Annotated in this window: 14 protein-coding genes; 7 read left to right on the top strand and 7 right to left on the bottom strand. The window is 57.3% G+C overall.

Annotated elements, in window-relative coordinates:
- Nucleotides 1–179: 179 nt before the first annotated feature.
- The 4 genes from N3J91_04815 to N3J91_04800 form a co-directional block, all read right to left on the bottom strand.
- A complete protein-coding gene (locus N3J91_04815; GenBank protein MCX8155761.1) occupies nt 180–1121 on the bottom strand; it encodes a DUF3106 domain-containing protein in 942 nt (313 codons plus the stop codon).
- Nucleotides 1122–1124: 3 nt separating this feature from the next.
- The gene (locus tag N3J91_04810) at nt 1125–1646 is read right to left on the bottom strand and encodes a hypothetical protein (GenBank protein MCX8155760.1); all 522 of its coding nucleotides are present in this window, start codon (nt 1644–1646) and stop codon (nt 1125–1127) included.
- A gap of 68 nt (nt 1647–1714) precedes the next feature.
- Nucleotides 1715–2326: a sigma-70 family RNA polymerase sigma factor gene (locus tag N3J91_04805; GenBank protein ID MCX8155759.1), complete on the bottom strand. Its 612-nt coding sequence runs from the start codon at nt 2324–2326 to the stop codon at nt 1715–1717.
- Between the two features lie 78 nt (nt 2327–2404).
- Nucleotides 2405–3250 (bottom strand): mechanosensitive ion channel family protein, encoded by an 846-nt coding sequence (locus N3J91_04800; protein MCX8155758.1) that lies wholly within the window; start codon nt 3248–3250, stop codon nt 2405–2407.
- A gap of 245 nt (nt 3251–3495) precedes the next feature.
- On the opposite strand from N3J91_04800, the gene N3J91_04795 reads away from it, so the two are divergent.
- Nucleotides 3496–4461: an AEC family transporter gene (locus N3J91_04795; protein MCX8155757.1), complete on the top strand. Its 966-nt coding sequence runs from the start codon at nt 3496–3498 to the stop codon at nt 4459–4461.
- A gap of 4 nt (nt 4462–4465) precedes the next feature.
- Here the strand turns inward: N3J91_04795 and hrpB are convergent, their stop codons facing one another.
- Nucleotides 4466–7000 carry an ATP-dependent helicase HrpB gene (gene hrpB / locus N3J91_04790; GenBank protein MCX8155756.1) on the bottom strand — a complete coding sequence of 845 codons (2535 nt, stop codon included), beginning with the start codon at nt 6998–7000 and terminating at the stop codon, nt 4466–4468.
- Between the two features lie 47 nt (nt 7001–7047).
- Complete coding sequence (locus N3J91_04785) at nt 7048–8919, bottom strand: O-antigen ligase family protein (GenBank protein ID MCX8155755.1); 1872 nt, start codon at nt 8917–8919, stop codon at nt 7048–7050.
- Nucleotides 8920–9026: 107 nt separating this feature from the next.
- Here N3J91_04785 and N3J91_04780 point away from each other — a divergent pair, with 107 nt between their 5' ends.
- A complete protein-coding gene (locus tag N3J91_04780) occupies nt 9027–9803 on the top strand; it encodes a carbon-nitrogen family hydrolase (protein MCX8155754.1) in 777 nt (258 codons plus the stop codon).
- A gap of 4 nt (nt 9804–9807) precedes the next feature.
- Here the strand turns inward: N3J91_04780 and N3J91_04775 are convergent, their stop codons facing one another.
- A complete protein-coding gene (locus N3J91_04775) occupies nt 9808–10743 on the bottom strand; it encodes a cation diffusion facilitator family transporter (GenBank protein MCX8155753.1) in 936 nt (311 codons plus the stop codon).
- A 265-nt stretch (nt 10744–11008) separates the two neighbouring features.
- Between N3J91_04775 and cimA the strand changes: the two genes are divergently transcribed.
- From cimA to N3J91_04750, 5 genes are all read left to right on the top strand, one after another.
- On the top strand, nt 11009–12577 hold the full coding sequence (cimA, locus tag N3J91_04770) for a citramalate synthase (GenBank protein ID MCX8155752.1): 1569 nt from the start codon (nt 11009–11011) through the stop codon (nt 12575–12577).
- A gap of 36 nt (nt 12578–12613) precedes the next feature.
- Complete coding sequence (locus tag N3J91_04765) at nt 12614–13075, top strand: hypothetical protein (GenBank protein ID MCX8155751.1); 462 nt, start codon at nt 12614–12616, stop codon at nt 13073–13075.
- Complete coding sequence (locus N3J91_04760; GenBank protein MCX8155750.1) at nt 13068–13502, top strand: PIN domain-containing protein; 435 nt, start codon at nt 13068–13070, stop codon at nt 13500–13502. Before N3J91_04765 ends, N3J91_04760 begins: the two co-directional genes overlap by 8 nt.
- A gap of 90 nt (nt 13503–13592) precedes the next feature.
- Nucleotides 13593–16265 (top strand): valine--tRNA ligase, encoded by a 2673-nt coding sequence (locus N3J91_04755; protein MCX8155749.1) that lies wholly within the window; start codon nt 13593–13595, stop codon nt 16263–16265.
- Nucleotides 16266–16612: 347 nt separating this feature from the next.
- On the top strand, nt 16613–17629 hold the full coding sequence (locus N3J91_04750; GenBank protein ID MCX8155748.1) for a MoxR family ATPase: 1017 nt from the start codon (nt 16613–16615) through the stop codon (nt 17627–17629).
- Nucleotides 17630–17632 lie beyond the last annotated feature (3 nt).

The following is a 17632-nucleotide window of genomic DNA, read 5'->3' as shown; positions in this document are numbered from 1 at the left end:
CATAGCCTACAAGTGCTTGAAAGTCAATGGCTTTTTATTGATTTTTTTGTGCCATTTTGGGGGCATTTAAGGGCTATTTATTGCGACCCAACCCGCTAGAGCCTTGTTTTTCCCGAAAAACCCACCCCCTCCAGCAACTGAACACGGCAAACGCCGGAATCAATCAAGGGCTGTTAACGTTAACGCTGGGGCGCTGATGCCGGGTTTCCCCCAAGGCTCGGCCCGGTGCTTTGCAGGAGTCCGGGGGGCAAAGGTGGAAGCGGGGGCACTTTGCTGACCATTTCGCGAACCATTTGGCGCTGCTCGGGGCTTAAGCTCTGCCAGGTCAGGGCATTTCGCAAGAACTGCTCCCGCTCCACTGGCCCAAGGCTAAGAAAGCGGTTTAAGGCCGCTGTGTATTTCTCACGCTGCTCAGGTGGCAGGCGGGATAAGGCGGCTAACAATTTTTCCGGCGTATGCCGTTGCTCGGCCGGCAAAGTGCTCAGGACTTGGCGCTGCTCCGCCTCGGAAAGATGAAAGAATTGTTTGAAGCGCTGAAGCATGGCCTGTTGGTGTTGGGGCGTGGTTTGCCGCCAGATTTGCATGGCCGCCTCGATGGCTTGTCGGCGTTCGGCCGGCAGTTGATGAAGGAACAACCCCTCCGGCACGGGAGGCACGCTTTCCAATCGGACCAGGTAGGCCAGCAAGTCTTCGTTTTGCAGCAACTCGCGCCGGGTAGTTTCATCCAGACGGTCCCAAGTTCTAAGCCGTTCCATCACCAGTGGCCGATAACCCTCGGGTAACTGGGCCAGATAAAAGCCACGCCACTGTTCGGGCAGGTGCAGAAAAATCATCAGATAATGCCGCAAATCTGTGAGGGTCAGCCGCAGTTCCCGCTGGGTGGGAGGCATCCCTTCATACTCCGCGAGCTTTTGTTCGATTAAGCGCCGTTGTTCCGCCGAGCGATGGCTTAAGAAGGCTTCCCGCCCGGTGGCATTGGTGTTCAACAAATCGCGGAAGACTTGCATGGGAGGCGCCCCGAGCGGCGGCAAGGGGGGCTGCGTTCCCTCGGGAGCCATGGGGGGGCCCGCCGCCCAGACCACCGCGGTCAACGCCAGCATTAACCAGGCAACGCGCTTCATGGTTCAACGGGATTGCGACTGATCGAGCAACCGCAACAGTTCAGTGTCTGCGGCCACAGTGCCCATGCGCAAAATAACGTCAAAATTATCCCACACGTCCAAATCCAGGCGTTCAGCGGCCGAGGCGGGAGCCGAAACCAGCGTGGCCACGGCATGCACTGAGGCGGCCACTTGCGCCCGGCGAACGGTGTTTTGATGGTGCGCCATGCCCAGGTAAATGGCCAGAGCCGTCGCCGTCGCCGGCACGGCCAGCCGGGGCCAATACCGGGCCAGCCATTCGCGCCACATGAAGTGGGACGAGGCCGGTTTGGCTTCCACAGCCTCCAAAACTCGATGGGTAAAATTGCTGGAAACCATTGGCGCAGGCAGCTCAGCCAGCGCCCGGCTCAACTGCACTTCAAGGAGCAGTTCGGCACATTGCTCCGGAGTCCATCCGTGCTGCCGGGCAAGTGCCGCGATTTCGTCCCCGGTCAGTTGACCGCGGCGCGCCGCTTCCTGCCAACGTTCAAATTCAGCGTCGTTCATGGCTCCACGTCCCATGGGTTATTACACCGTCCGAGGCCAAAAGTTGTGCGGCCCACACAGGTGTTCTGCTAACGCCCGCGGGGTTCCCACGCCCCGGAGGCCAGATAGGCCTTCAGCCGCGCCTTTAGCACTTCCCGCCCCCGGAAAATCAACGATTTGACCGCCACTAAGGAACACCCCATCACCTGAGCGATTTCCTCGTAGGACATCTGTTGCTGCTGGTACAACAAAATGGCGGTGCGCTGATTTTCCGGCAAATCCCGCAGGGCCTCCGCCACTTTGGTCTCCAGTTCCGCGCGCAAGACTTGCTGGGACGGGGGGGGTGTTTGCTGATCTGGCAGGGGCCGAGGCGCCGCTTCTTCGTCCGGGGCGTGCACCTCTTCCAACGAAGCCGTTGGGTGTCGCGAACGACGGCGTAATTCATTCAGACAGGCGTTGCGCGCGATGCTGAAAAGCCAGGGCGCGAAGCGTGCCTGGGCGCGGAATCGGTGCGCGGCCTTGTACACCTGCACAAAAACCGTCTGGGCCAGGTCCTCTGCCTCGACGGGGTCCTGGATGGTCCTCGCAATATAGTTGACTAGCGGTTGTTTGTACTTTTCCACCAATTCGGCAAAGGCCTGCCGGTCGCCCTTGCGGACGCGCAGCATCAGCAGTGAATCGGGATCCGAATTGGCCGCCATGCCCGTCCAGACTAACCAAACCGAGGCCGGCCCGACAAGTTTTGCTCGTGGCCTGCCCGGCTTCGCCGAATTTGTCCGTCACGCTGCCGTGGGATGGAGGATGCGGACTTCGCGTTGAGGGAACGGTATGCTTACACCTCGGGCACGAAATCGGTCCACAATTTCTTGATAAATCCGGGCGTGGGCTACCGGCCAGGCTTTGACACTGGTCCAGGGCTTGATGGCAATGACAATCGAGGAATCAGCCAGGGTGTTCACGCCAATGATGGGCTGCGGCTCTTTAAGCACGACGGGGTCGGCGGCCAGCACCTCGCGGATGATGGTCAGGGCCTTGTCCAAATCCGTCGAGTAGGCCACGCCCACATTCATGTCCAACTGTCGCAGGGCGCCGAAATTGTGCAGAATTTCGCCCACGATTTTGCGGTTGGGCACACGGATGCGGGAAAGGTCGGGATGCGCCAGGGTGGTGGTGAACAACTCGATGGCAACCACTTCGCCCTCGACATCGTGGATGGCGATGTAGTCGCCAACGCGATAGGGTTTGGTGAAGATGATGGTCAGACCGGCCATGGCGTTGGAGAGCACGCCCTGCATGGCCAGCCCGATGCCTACGCCCACCACCCCCATACCGGCGATGAGCGGCATAATGTTGACTCCAAGATTCTGCACGGCAATCAACAGGGTGAAGCCAATGACCAGCAAACGCGCCACCCGCACCAGCAGCAGTTTAATAGGGGGCTCAATGTCAATTTTGGCCAGCCGCTCCTGCACAAACTTGCCGATGTACCGCGCGAGCACCACGCCGGCAATGAGGATTAGCAGCGCCCCCAACAGCTTGAATCCGTATTCAACGAAGAATTTAACCAGGGTTTCCTGCGCCGTAATGAGAGCGCTGGCCGTTTGATGAAGAGTGTTGTCAGGCATAAGATGGTTAATTTTGCGGGATTAAACGCATGGTTACGACACCAGCATTCCTTGGGACAGCCTCTTCGGCAATGACAAATTGCCCGCGGCAGGAGGGCAGTCATCTGGGAAGGGGGTAAAGGTGAGTAGCGGGGCCTGTCAAAAAGCCGCCTCTAAGCAACTTTATGCAGCAAGTGGCCGGTCTTCCAGCTTGCCACAGATACCGACAACTTTTAGTGTGGGCGCCCGTTATTAGGGACTTGGGCATGTCGCCGGTGGTTCAGAAATTCATCATTTCTGCGGGTGTCATCGTGTTGTCCACGGTGGCGGGTTATCTCATTCGCCGGCGCGGCTGGCTGGCCGAGACCGCCAGTGAACGCATCATGACCTGGGTGGCGGTTTTCGGATATTCCAGTGTGGGTTTTCTGACGGTCTGGGGTACCACCTTAAAGCCGGCGGACGCCATTTTGCCAGTGTGGGCGGTTTTGCACATGCTGATAATGACATTTCTCAGTCTCGGAATTGCGCGGTGGTTTACTGCAAACCGGGCGGAGCGGGGTCTGTTTGCGTTGATTGCCGGGGTGGGCAACAATGGCTTCACGGGTGGCGCGTTTGTGTTGTATCTGCTTTACGGGGAAGAAGCCATGGGGCTGTCCAATATCTATATTCTTCTTTTCATGGCCATGGCGGTATTGGTGCTCTATCCGCTGGCACGCCATCATGCGGAAGAATATCCGCAAGGCTCGCTGACGGAGTTGTTTCGCAAAAGCCTGTTTGACTGGCGTTCCCTTGGACTGCCGGTCGTGTTGCTGGCCATTGCGTTGTCTTCTTGGGGGGTGGAACGGCCTGCCTTCATCTCGCGCTGGCATGTTGTGGACGCCCTGGTGTACACCATCACGCCACTGGCATTTTTTGGCATCGGTTTGCGGCTGCGGTTGTCCCGCCTGGCGCCGTTGCGCCGGATGATTGTGGGAACGGCACTGGTGCGATTCGGGTTGGGGGCGCTCACAGCCATGGGGCTGGCGTGGGCCACCCACGCTTTGCCGTGGCCGTTGGAGGGATTGCGCTGGAAGGTTTACGTGGTCCAGGGATTCGTGCCGACGGCCATTACTTCAGTGGCCGTGGCCAACATGTTTCGCTTGAAACCAGAAGAAGCCTCTGCGTTATTTGTGGCCAACACCGTCCTCTACCTGGTTCTGGTGCTGCCCCTGGTCTTCTGGATTTTTAGCTGATCGTTCAGCGCCACTCGTGTTTGGGGTACTTGCGTTGCAGTTCCTGTTTGATGCGCGGGTAATGCTCCCGCCAAAAGCCGGCCAAATCCTGGGTTATTTGTACGGGGCGCATGTTGGGGGCGAGGATGTGTACGGTCAGTGTGACTTTGCCCAGGGCAATGCGCGGTGTTTTGTCCAAGCCAAAAAGTTCTTGAATACGGGCCGCGATGTAGGGGGGCTGGTTTTCGGCATATACGACTTTGGGACGTCGCCCGTTGCCCAGGTCCACCCGTTCGGGCGCGTGACGATTCAAAAGGTCCTGTTGCGCCGGCGAGAGCCAGGATTGCACCACAGGCTTTACTGGCCGGTCTTTGATGTCTTTATAGGTAAAAGCCCCGTGACAAACCTGTTCGATCAGGTGGAGTCGGTCTTGTTCCTCGAGCGGCGGTAGTCCCAGTTCGGGACAAACGCGGGCGAGAAAGTTGAGGCGGAGAATCCACTGTTCCACCTCGTGATCCCATTGTTTTAATGTCAGGCGCCCCGCGGCAACCTCGGCCGCCAGAAGCGGTGCCGCAGCCTCCGGCGGCGGAGGTTCCACTTTGCGGGTTGCAAGCGGTAAATCACGAAACATGACACAAGCTTCAGCATACACCCGCCGATCGGCAGGATCGTAGTAAAGTCGCTGCTTTTCTTGTATATCGCCGGGAAAAAGTTCCTGGAGCCATTCTGGTTTGATCGCCGTGGCCAGGGAAAGCAGCGTTTGTATGGTTTTGTCCGCCGCCTCCACCTCCCTGATTTCCGCCGCCACCAACAATGGGCTGTGATGCACCACGCTATCCCGGGCCAGAATGCCCTTGCGCCCATGCACCAGTTCACACCGCAGCGTGCCCATGTCCACCCGCCGGGCCACGCGGTCGGCAAAAGCTGCCAGCAAACATTTGCACAAGGCTTCGTCGGAAACCCTTTCCGCTTGCACGGGCAAACCCTCCCGTGCGGCGATGCGCAGAAACTGCTCCTGCAGCGGCCCCACCTGTCTGGCCGCCTGCGGGTTTACACCGACGCGATGACAGGCCTCGGGGCGAAAGTCGTTTCGCACGGCGTAGTTCCATGCCCGCATGAGCAGGAAAAAGTCGGACTCGGCCTTTTCACCCAGCAGATCGTCGCGATTCTGGCTGGAAACGCGGTCCAGCCGCCGGGCCAGCAAGTCCCGACCCTGGGTGAGTGCGGCCATTAAAGCAGCTTGGGGGACGCAGTGATAGTCCGCCGCCGCCAGGAGCAGCCGTGCGTATCGGGGATGGACAGGGAAGGCTAACATTTTGCGCCCCAGCGTTGTCAAACGGCCTGTCGTATCCAACGCGCCCAGGTCAGTGAGCAGTTCTACTGCATGTGCGAGCGCTTCAGCAGGAGGGGGCTCAAGCCATTTGAAGGACTGCAAATCCTCCACTCCGGCGGCTTTCAGGGTAAGCACCACCTCGGAAAGTTCCAGGCGCTTGACTTCCGGGGTTTCTTGGGCGGGTCGTTCCCAATGTTCCTGGGCACTCCACAAGCGCAGGCACCGGCCTGGGGCCGTGCGCCCGGCCCGGCCTGCGCGTTGTTCGGCAGAAGCCCGGCTGATTTTCTCGATGAAGAGCGTGTTAATTCCGCGATTCGGATCGTAGCGCGGTATACGCGCCAGTCCGCTGTCAATGACCAGGCGTACCCCGTCAATCGTCAGCGAGGTCTCCGCCACATTGGTGGCGACGACAATCTTGCGCTGCGCATAACGGGCTACAGCGGCGTCCTGCGCGTGGGGGGGTAATTCTCCGTGAAGCGGCAACAAAACCATGCCGCGCGCCTCCGGCAGTTGGCGCACAGTTTCCAAGGTTTGTTGAATCTCGAAGGCGCCCGGCATGAAAACCAGCACGTCCCCTTCCCCCCCCTGCCGCAAAGCTCTGGCCAGCGCTTCTGCCGCCAGATCCCATACGGCTTGCCCGCCCCCGCTTCTGGCAGGCAAATACTCGATATCTACGGGAAACATTCTTCCGGCCGAAGTCACCACGGCACAGGGCTGCAGGTAGTCGTACAACAAGCGTGTGTCCAACGTGGCCGACATGACCAGGAGTTTCAAGTCAGGCCGCAGTTGTTCCTGCAAGGTGAGTGCCCGGGCCAGAGTGATGTCGCCGTAGAGATGGCGTTCATGAAATTCATCAAAAAGAATGGCATTAATCCCTCTGAGTTCAGGGTCTTCCACCATCTGCCGCAAAAGGATGCCTTCCGTAACGTAACGAATGCGGGTGGCCGCCGAGGTGACATTTTCAAAACGAATGCTGTACCCCACCTCACGGCCCAGGGGGACCCCCATTTCAGCGGCCACTCGTGCCGCCAGCAATCGAGCCGCCAGCCGGCGGGGCTGCAAAACGACGGCTTGCCCATCGCCCAACAAGCCTTGTTGGAGCAACATTTGGGGAACCTGGGTGGATTTGCCGGAGCCGGTGGGGGCCTGCACAATCAGTCGGTGATGCTCCCGCAGGCGGCGGAGAATCTCCGCCTCGAGGTCGTAGATGGGCAAACGTTCAGCCATGCGCAGAAACACCGCTGCCAGCCGTGGTGATCCTTACATTCGCTCGATCAAGGTTTCTCATCCCAGTATCGCTCCGCCGCGCGATAGTAGGTATAAGCTGTCGGGTTGTCCCACCAGTTCAGGCGGATGGAAGCCGCAAACCAGACCTTGGATCGGCGATATTGACGGCGTTGAAAATAGTGCCATCCCATGTTGGCCAGGGTGTAATAATTATTCGGATCCAGCTCCACCGCTCGCAGAAAATAAGGTTCGGCTTTTTCATGTTCACCCAGCCAATCATGGCACATGCCCAAACGAATCAAGGCATAGGAATCCAGCGGGTTTAATTCTATGGTTCGCTGAAACCATTCCATCGCGATGCGCGCCTGCTTCACGTAGTCGCCCTCCTGCTTCCAGCTCTTGCGGCGATGATATTCGCCAATTTGGTGAGCCACCCAATGGCTCGATGGCTGGCTTTCCCAGGCGCGATGCAAGGCAGCCAGTTGTTCTGTGCCGGTTTCCGCCTGGTCTGCCCGCCGTTGCCAATAGGCATGCTCGGCACTGCGCCAGGCGCGAACACCGAGAAAACCTCCCGCCATGACGACGAACAGACTGAAAAGCACGAGTGTGGGCCGGCTTAAGGTGATCCAATAGCGTTCGGTGGCGAAGCGCAAATGTCCGCACATAAGCGCCAACAGGGCAAAAGCCGTGAGAGCAATGGCCGGCAGGTGAAAGTGAAAATCAGTAACACAGGCGAGCAATAATCCAATCCAGCCAATACCAGCTCCCATGAGAAAGGCTCGTTTGCCCCCCCGCAATTCTTCCTGGTGGGTGGAATGACTCAAGGCGCGCCACGCGCGCCAGCCCCCTCCCAGCCCAAAGGCCACGGCCAGAGTGAGAATGCCATAACCAACCGCCCCGTAGTCCACCAGCGTGTTAACATATTCGTTGAGGGCAAAATTGGGCCGGAGCTGGGTATGGTTCACCGGTTGACGGTATTTGGGATAGACCAGGTCAAAATGGGCCGGGCCATGGCCCCAGTAGGGGCTGTCCTGCCACAACTGGAATCCGGCTTCCCAGAGGCGCCATCTTGGGTCACGGTCATGACCACGAACAAACGCCGCAGCCACCCGCTTCTTAATTTTTTCCTGGGCCTGACCGTAAAACCAGATTCCGGCCACAAAAACAACGACCAAAATGATTAAAGCGGGAATGCGGTATTGGCGCAGGGCAAACAGCATGGCGGCCAGCAGCACCAGGGTGATGAAAGCCGCGACCCAGCCTCCTCGGGACAGGGTGACAGCGATGCCCCCCACCATGATTAGCGCGGCATATCCCGTGATGATGCGCGTGGGGTAGTTAAGTCTGCCCGCCAAAGTGAAGGTGATTGCCAGGGGCAGAAGCAGCGTCAGGTAGCCCGCGAGGTGATTCGGATAGGCAAAGGTGCCGCTCCCGCGCTGGGCATATTGGGCCGGTTTGAACAAGTGCCAAACCATGGTGTCGCCCGTGACGAATTGCACAATGGCATAAAGGGAGATGCCCACCGCCAGCAGACTCAGGCACAACGTGACCCAACGGCTCGCCTCCTGCCGGTAAAGATTGTTGAGAACCCAGAGGAAGAAGACGGCAAATACCCCCACCCGCAGGGCTTCTTCCCAAGCCTCAAATTGAACCGTGGCGTAATGAGCACGCACCAGCGTGTAACCAGTGAATAGCAATACCAGCCAACACACGGGAGGCCACAGGAGCCGGGGCACTGGGGAAAGCCATAGGCGCACCAGCCAGACCGCCAGGGCCAGCAGCACCAGGCCGGTCACCACGGCAAATTCCGTGGCCCGCACCGCGCCAAAAGCCAGGGTGGAATAGACCAAAATGAGACACAGAAGCGCTAGACACACTTTTTCCAGCACTCCATCTATGCGTTGAGTGTCCACTTGCATCTTTTGGTCAAGCTAGCGCAAGCCTCCATCGGCGTCACGCGGATTATGCAGAATCCGGACCAGTTTTCGTTTTGCCGGTTAACCTGATGTGGTCTTATGCTGTGCCCATGCGCGTCATTGCCTTGCAATATGATATTGCTTGGGAAAACCAAGCAGCCAATTTTGACAAGGTACGGCAGTTGTTGCACCGGGCTAGCCCCTGCCCGGGGGCCTTGGTGGTTTTGCCCGAGATGTTTGCCACGGGCTTTTCCATGCGGGTCGAGCTGGTTGCCGAACCGGAGTCCGGCCCCACGGAGCAATTCCTTAGCGAGCTGGCTCGCACTTTGCAGTGTACCATTGTGGGGGGCAAGGTTTCGCCCGGCAAAGATGGCAAAGGCCGCAACGAGGCAGTCGTTTTCAACGACCGGGGCGGGCTAGTCGCGCGTTATGCCAAGCAACGCACCTTTAACCCCGGTGGCGAGGGGCAACATTACGAGTGCGGCGTGCATCATGCCGTGGTGGCCACAGGCGCATGGCGCTGGGTGCCCCTTGTTTGTTACGACCTGCGTTTCCCCGAGCTGTTTCGCCGCGCCGTTCGTGAAGACGTCCAGTTGTTTGTCGTCATTGCCAACTGGCCTTTGGAGCGGCTGGAGCACTGGCACATTCTTCTGCGCGCGCGGGCAATCGAAAACCAGGCTTTTGTTGTAGGTGTCAACCGCTGTGGCCAATCTCCCCAATTAGCCTATGGCGGCGGTTCTTTGGTGGTCGGCCCGCGCGGTGAGGTGTTGGCGCAGGCCGGTGATAGGGAAACGGTGCTGGACCTGCAACTCGACTTGGAAACCCTGCTTGCTTATCGCCGGAATTTCCCCGTTCTGGCTGACATGCAGGGGGGCCAGGCAGGCTAAAAGCTCAAATCGAGGGCGCCGGCGGCGCCTCGGCGGTCGAGTTTGCTGTGGTCGAGGTCCGCTCAAGGTGGGTATCCTCCCAGGAGCAGGGATCTTCAATGGGTTCCAGGTGTGTGAACACGGTGGCGGCGGGCAGACGTGCCCTTAAATCGGCCTCCAATTTTTCCAGCCAGTCATGCCCCTGCTGCACCGTCCAGGTTCCGGGCACCAAGACATGCATGGAAACAAACTGCCGGGCGCCGGATTGTCGCGTGCGCAAGGCATGGAATTGGAGGCCACGCTCGCGGTAAGGAGCCAGCACTTCTTGAATCAGTTTTTGATCTTCAGCGGGCAGGGCGGTGTCCATGAGGCCAAGGATGGAACGCCGTACAATCAACCAGCCTGTGCGCATGATGTTGATGGCCATGGCCATGGCGATCACTGGGTCTAACCATTGCCAGCCGCTCAGTCCCACTGCGCCCACCCCCACCAAGACGGCCACCGAGGTCCAAACGTCAGTCATCAGATGACTGGCATTGGCCTCGAGGGTAATGGAACGATGGGTGCGCCCAGCCCGGCCCAGGACGAGGGCCACGGCCAGGTTAATTCCCGAGGCCACCACGCTGATGACCAAGCCCAGGCCAAGGTCTTGCAAGGGCTGTGGAAATAGCAGGCGGTTGAGCGCCGCTGCCGCGATGCTGACCGCCGCCACCACAATCATCGTACCTTCAGCCCCGCTGGAAAAATACTCTGCTTTGCCATGACCGTAGGCATGGTCTTCATCGGGGGGGCGGGCGGCAATGGCCAGCACGATCAAGGCCATGATTGCACCCGCTAAATTAACCAGTGATTCCAGGGCATCAGATAGCAAACCGATGGAGCCAGTGATGAAAAAAGCGCTGGTCTTCAGTCCAATGGTTACTCCTGCTGCGCCAATGGACAACCAGGCATAACGAGTCAATCTGGCCTCGGTGAAGCTGTTTGCATCTCTCGGCTTTTGCGTAGTTGCAACCACTGTCGTGCTCGCGATGGCCCAGCATAACAGATGGGATGAGGTAGGCAACTCTGCATTCCGTATTTCTTACCATGAGTTCGGGAGGGCTCTCCTGGCAATTACAGATTTGCCAGCCGTTTGGCCGGGTGATAGGCTTTAAGCTCTTGTTGCGGCATGTCGTGTCTGGTCTAAGCAGGTCAAGACGAAGCGGATGCCGCACCGAATCTCTGTTATGAAAAAACCGGCAGTGGAAATCTACGACACCACCCTGCGGGACGGCACGCAGGGCGAAGGCATCAATTTGTCCGCGGCAGACAAGCTGAGGATCGCGGAGCGGTTGGACGCCTTCGGCATTCAGTATATTGAGGGGGGCTGGCCCGGCAGCAACCCCAAGGACATGGAGTTTTTTCAGCAGGCGGCCCGACGCAAATACAAAAATGCCAAAATCGCCGCCTTTAGCATGACCCGGCGCAAAGGGATGCCCGTAGAACGCGATGAGTTGATGATTCAACTGTTGGAAGCGGAAACCCCCGTGGTCACGATTGTGGGCAAAACCTGGCTGTTGCACGTAACGGAGGTGCTGCGTGCCACGCCGGACGAAAATCTGGCCATGATCGCCGACACCATTCGTTTCTTCAAGGACCATGGGAAAACGGTCTTTTATGATGCTGAGCACTCTTTTGACGGCTATAAAAACGAGCCGGAGTATGCGCTTGCGACTTGGCAGGCCGCCGAGAAAGCCGGTGCCGATTGTGTCATATTGTGCGATACCAACGGCGGCTGTCTGCCATCCGAAATCAAGCGCATTACTGAGATTGCCAAAGGCCGCCTTACGGTGCCAATTGGCATTCATACGCATAACGATTGTGGTTTTGGGGTGGCCAATGCAATTGCCGCTGTCGAAGCCGGAGCCACCCAGGTACAGGGCACCATCAATGGCTACGGTGAGCGTACGGGTAATTGTAATCTGACCAGCGTCATCCCCACCCTGCACTTCAAAATGGGAATGGTCTGCGTGCCTCCAGCTTCGCTGCCGAAGTTACGCGAGCTTTCGCTGTTTGTGGATGAAATCGCCAATGTGCGGCCGGATCCGCGTCAGCCTTGGGTGGGTGCCACAGCGTTTGCGCACAAAGGCGGTATGCACGTGCATGCTGTGGAGCGGGTGGCCCAGAGTTACGAGCACATTGCGCCGGAATCTGTGGGAAATACCCGCAAGGTGTTGGTCAGTGATTTGTCCGGCCGCTCGAATATCTATTGGAAAGCCCGGGAGCTGGGATTCAAGGTCACTCCCGACACTGCAGAACTAAAGGCCGTTCTGAATGAAATCAAAAGACTGGAGAGCGAGGGGTATGAATTTGAGGCCGCCGAGGCCTCGCTGGCTTTGCTCATCCGCAAGCATTTGCAGCAGACCTCCCTGCCCTTCCATGTGGAGGGCTACCACGTGTCAATTCGCGGCCAAAACGGTCAATCAACTTGTGAGGCTACGATCAAAGTACGGGTCAAGGACCGGATCGCCCATACCGTTGCCGAGGGAGACGGGCCGGTGAATGCCTTGGATGGCGCATTGCGTCAGGCCTTGGTGAAGTTTTTCCCGCACTTGGAGAAAGTCACCTTGGTGGATTACAAGGTGCGTATTATCAACACCGCCGCCGGCACTGCGGCCAAAACCCGCGTCTTAATCACTTCCTCCGATGGCCATAAAGAGTGGGGAACTGTGGGGGTCAGTGAAAACATCATCACCGCTTCGCTTCAAGCCTTGGTGGACAGCATGGAATACGCGCTGCAAAAAATTCAAAAATAATATTGACATATAGATGTTGCGATGTATATTAGGCGCATGAAAACAAAAAAGCATCGCAGTCATAAACAGTGCGCCACGGAACCTGCACAGTTGCAGGATGCCCTTCCTCAATCCACCCCGTGGATTGAGGAAAACACCGGTCCGATGATTCGCACTCAGATCTACCTGAGCGCGAGTGAGCACCGTTTCCTGCAGGCAGAAGCCGCGCGCCGGGGGGTTCCCATGGCAGCCGTCATTCGCTCGTTGATTGACGAAAGGATGAATCTGCCGGAAGAGGCATGGTCCAAAAACCCCTTGCTGGCGCCACCGGCCGACGCGAGTTTTGTGGGTCCTGAAGATGGCGTGATTAATCACGATCATTACATCTACGGCACGCCCAAGCGACACGTTAAAAGGGGTGGGCAATGGGTGCCAGCCCCTCCTTTGCCTGAGGACTACTACGAAAACGAAAAAAGCCGTAAAGCTTACGATCAAAGCCTGGGAGTAAAGAATGAATAATTGGGTTTTTTTGGACGCCTCCTTTTGGATTGCTTTAAGAGACATGCGCGAGCCTGCACACAGCCAGGCCGTCGCCATGACGCGGCAGCTTTTAAGCATGCGTCAGGGGTTTGTATTCACCAGTTTTATTCTGGCCGAGACTTACGCCTATTTTTCCCGCTCGCTCAAAATGCGCCTGCAGATCCTTGATGATGCAGAGAAAAACCCGGTAATGCGCTGGGAACCCGTACTGGCCGAGGACGAACAGGAAGCCCGCCGTCTTTTACGCAGGTATGCCGACAAAAGTTTTAGTTATTGCGACGCCGTGTCGTTTGCATTGATGCGCCGCCTGGGTTTGGAGCGTGCGGCCACTTTTGACAAACATTTTCGACAAATCGGCGGCTTTGGCATCATCGGCCCTCCGCAATCATATTTGGAAGAGGACTGAATTAACATCCAGCCTGCCGTAATCACTGCGGAGTGACGATAATCATCACAAGCACGTGGCCGATGCAAATAAGCTTTTTACTCAATTCCTATGTCTGAAATTCCTAAAGCCTACGAACCTCAAGCCGTTGAAGGCAAATGGTATCAGTACTGGATGTCCCAAGGCTGTTTTACAGCCAATCCGAATTCCTCCAAGCCAGCGTATTCCATCGTCATTCCGCCGCCCAATGTGACGGGAGTGCTGCACATGGGGCACGTCCTGAATAATACCATTCAAGATATCCTGAGCCGGCGCGCTCGCATGCAAGGCAAGGAAGTGCTTTGGCTGCCCGGCACTGACCACGCCGGCATTGCCACCCAGGCCGTGGTGGAGAAAAACCTGCGCAAACAGGGCATCATGAAGCACCGCGATGATCTGGGCCGCGAAAAATTCCTCGAATATGTCTGGGCGTGGAAGGAGAAGCACGGGGGCATCATCATTGAGCAGCTCAAAAAACTGGGGTGCTCGTGCGACTGGACGCGCGAGCGATTCACCATGGATTCCGAGTATTCCAAATGTGTTCAGAAGGTTTTTGTCGAGTTGTACCGCAAAGGTTTGATCTACCGCGGCAAGCGCATGGTGAACTGGGACCCGGCCGCGCGGACGGCCTTGTCTGACGAGGAGGTGGAATGGATCGAGGAAAAGGGACATCTCTGGCATATCAAATATCCCGTACTGGATGAGTCAGGTAACCCCAAAGCGGACGCCCATGTCGTGGTGGCCACCACCCGTCCCGAAACCATGTTGGGCGACGAAGCCGTGGCGGTCCATCCTGAGGATGAGCGCTACCGCCATTTGCATGGCAAAAGACTGCTTCTGCCGCTGCAAAACAAGTCCATCCCGGTCATCACCGATGAATTGGTGGATCCAAAATTCGGCACGGGGTGTGTTAAAGTCACACCCGCCCATGATCCGGCGGACTATGAAATGGCGGTACGCCACCACCTGCCTTTTACGGTGGTCATCGGCCCCGACGGCGTCATGACTGACGCAGCAGGCGACGATTTTGCCGGCATGGACCGCATGGAAGCCCGCCAGGCCGTTATCGAGGAACTCACAGGTTTGGGACTGTTGGTTAAAACAGAGGATTACGTCCACAATGTGGGCTATAGTCAACGCAGTCATGTGCCCATTGAACCTTACCTGAGCGAGCAGTGGTTCTTGAAATATCCCAGCGTGGAGCCTTCACTCAGGGTGGTGGAGGAAGGCCGACTGCAATTCCATCCCAGCCGCTGGGTTAAAACCTACACCCACTGGATGCGCAATCTAAAGGACTGGTGCATCAGCCGCCAGTTGTGGTGGGGGCATCGCGTGCCCGTGTGGTATCACAAGTCGAAACCTGAAATCTACTGTGACATCCAGCCCCCGCCTGATCCCGAAAACTGGAACCAGGACCCCGATGTGTTGGATACCTGGTTTAGTTCCTGGCTCTGGCCCTTTGCAACCATGGGCTGGCCGGATAATACCGACACGCTGAAAAAGTTTTATCCCACCACGGACCTCGTTACCGGCCCCGACATCATCTTTTTCTGGGTGGCGCGCATGATCATGGCCGGTTACGAATTCATGGGCGAAATGCCCTTCCGCAACGTCTATTTCACCGGCATCATCCGCGACAAGCTGGGCCGCAAGATGAGTAAAAGCCTGGGCAATTCCCCCGAGCCGTTGGAGTTGATTGCCAAATACGGCGCTGATGCCCTGCGCTTTGGCACCATGCGCGGTGCTCCACTCGGCCAGGATGTTCTTTTTGATGAAAAAGACGTGGAACTGGGCCGTAACTTTTGCAACAAGCTGTGGAACGCCTGTCGCTTCCGGCAAATGCAGGGAGGTGAATCTGAAGCAGAGATCAATCCCGCCCTGCTTTCCTCTGATGACATCTGGATTTTACTGCGCCTTGACGCAGCCATTCGCGAAGTCAGTACCGCTCTCGAAGAGTATCATTTCAATGAAGCCGCCAACGTCTTATATCGTTTCTTCTGGAACGAATACTGCGATTGGTACATCGAAGCCAGCAAAGCCGTGCTGCAAGGCGCAGACCAGGCGCGCAAGGCCAATACCCTGGCTGTCATTGACTTCGTTCTTTCCCATGCCCTCCGCCTGTTTCATCCGTTTCTGCCGTTCATCACCGAAGAACTGTGGCATGGCATGGGCTTTAATGCCGACATGCCTGACCGGCAGGGCGGCAAAACCATCATGTTTGCCCCGTGGCCCAAACCGTTGGATGAAGATTTTAAGGAGCATTACCGACTGCGTCCCGAGCTGGCCGCCTTTACGGAAAACAAATACGAACTGGTACGTCAGGGCCGCAACCTCAAGCGCGAAGCCAATATCGCCCCTGCAAAAAAAGTCCAGTTTGTCCTGAAACCCGAAACTGAAATCCCCGCGGAAGAGGCGGTGGTCATTAAGCTGCTATTGAACGCCCAGGAATTTCTCGTCCAACCCGCATATCAACCTCCCAAAGGCACCCCTTCGGCGCGCACTCCGCTGGGCGACCTGTATCTGCTTTTGGCCGGCGCGGTGGATGTCGAAGCGGAAAAAGCCCGCCTCCAAAAAGAGTTGGATAAAATCCAACGGGAAATTGATAAGATCTTGGAGAAGCTCCACAATCCTCAATTCACCCAGAAAGTGCCGCCTCATATCCTGGCGGAGCAGCAACGTCGTCTGGCCGAATGGGAAGCTAAAAAGCAAAAAGCCGCGGATGCGATTCAGGCCTTGACCACCTAGTCCAAGCAGTTCGGCCTATTGAATCTGCATATTCTCACCGGCTTTGCCGCTTTTATCCTCCGTCGGCCGGAACCCGCAATGGAGTGAGTCTCGAGCTGCCTGTGCGTGGTCCTGAGAAGGGAGATGGGCTTGTTGCCGCCGTATAAGTCTGCCGCGCCCTGTTGTCCCGTTGAACATCCCCCTGGCTGGCCAAACGCCGGTGGCAGATCGCAAATTAACGGCTCGATCTTCAGGCCTCTTTGAATAGCTGCCCGCTACGTGGTGTCTATTGAATAGAGACCGTCCATGCTTGCCCTTCCCCTCAGGGAGCGGCATTTTATGGCACTAATCAACTTGCATAAACACACATGAGCACGTCCCTGATGGCCGATGCAGACCAACGCATAACCGTCGAAGCCATTGAACGTTTAACGGCCCGGCGCAAGGCTTTAATGGACGAATTGGGCAAGGTGATTGTCGGCCAGCGGGAGGTAATTGACAACGTCCTCCTAACAATTTTCTGCGGCGGCCATTCTCTCGTCATGGGTGTGCCCGGCCTCGCCAAAACATTGCTGGTGCGCTCCTTGGGGCGTGTTCTGGATATGTCCTTCAGCCGCATCCAATTCACTCCGGATCTCATGCCGGCCGATATCACCGGCACCGACATCATTCAGGACGACCCTGAAACCGGCCGCCGCAAAGTCGAATTCCTCAAAGGCCCCATCTTTGCCAACCTCATTCTGGCCGATGAAATCAATCGCACCCCTCCCAAAACTCAGGCCGCCATGCTTCAGGTGATGCAGGAACGGGAAGTTACTGTGGGCAACACCACCTATCCCCTGCCCCAACCCTTTCACGTTTTCGCCACCCAAAACCCCATCGAAATGGAGGGCACGTACGTTCTACCCGAAGCCCAGGCCGATCGTTTCATGTTTAATATTATCACCCGCTACCCTTCCAACGAGGAAGAGGAACAAGTGGTGTTGAACACCACGGGCACAGCCATCCCCGATCTCAAGCCAGTGCTCAATGCGGCGGAAGTCCTGGAGATTCAAAAACTAATCCGGGCCGTCCCCGCCTCCACGGAGGTGGTGCGATACGCCGTCCGTCTGGTCTCCCGCACCCGCCCCGATGACCCTGCCGCCCCTAAATACATCAAAGAATTCGTCCGTTGGGGCGCCAGTCCCCGCGCATCCCAGTACCTCATCCTGGGGGCCAAAGCCCGGGCGGCGGTCTCTGGCAAACTTTGCGCTGATTATGAAGGCGTCCGCTCCGTCGCCCGTCAGGTGCTCAGTCATCGCATCTTGATCAATTTTAATGCCCGAGCCCAGAAAGTTTCTGTCCCTGAATTGATTGAAAAACTGCTCGCCGACGTAAAACCATAATTT

This window comes from Verrucomicrobiia bacterium, assembly GCA_026414565.1.
Classification (GTDB): Bacteria; Verrucomicrobiota; Verrucomicrobiia; order Limisphaerales; family Fontisphaeraceae; genus Fontisphaera.
This window is presented reverse-complemented; position numbering and strand designations above follow the sequence as displayed.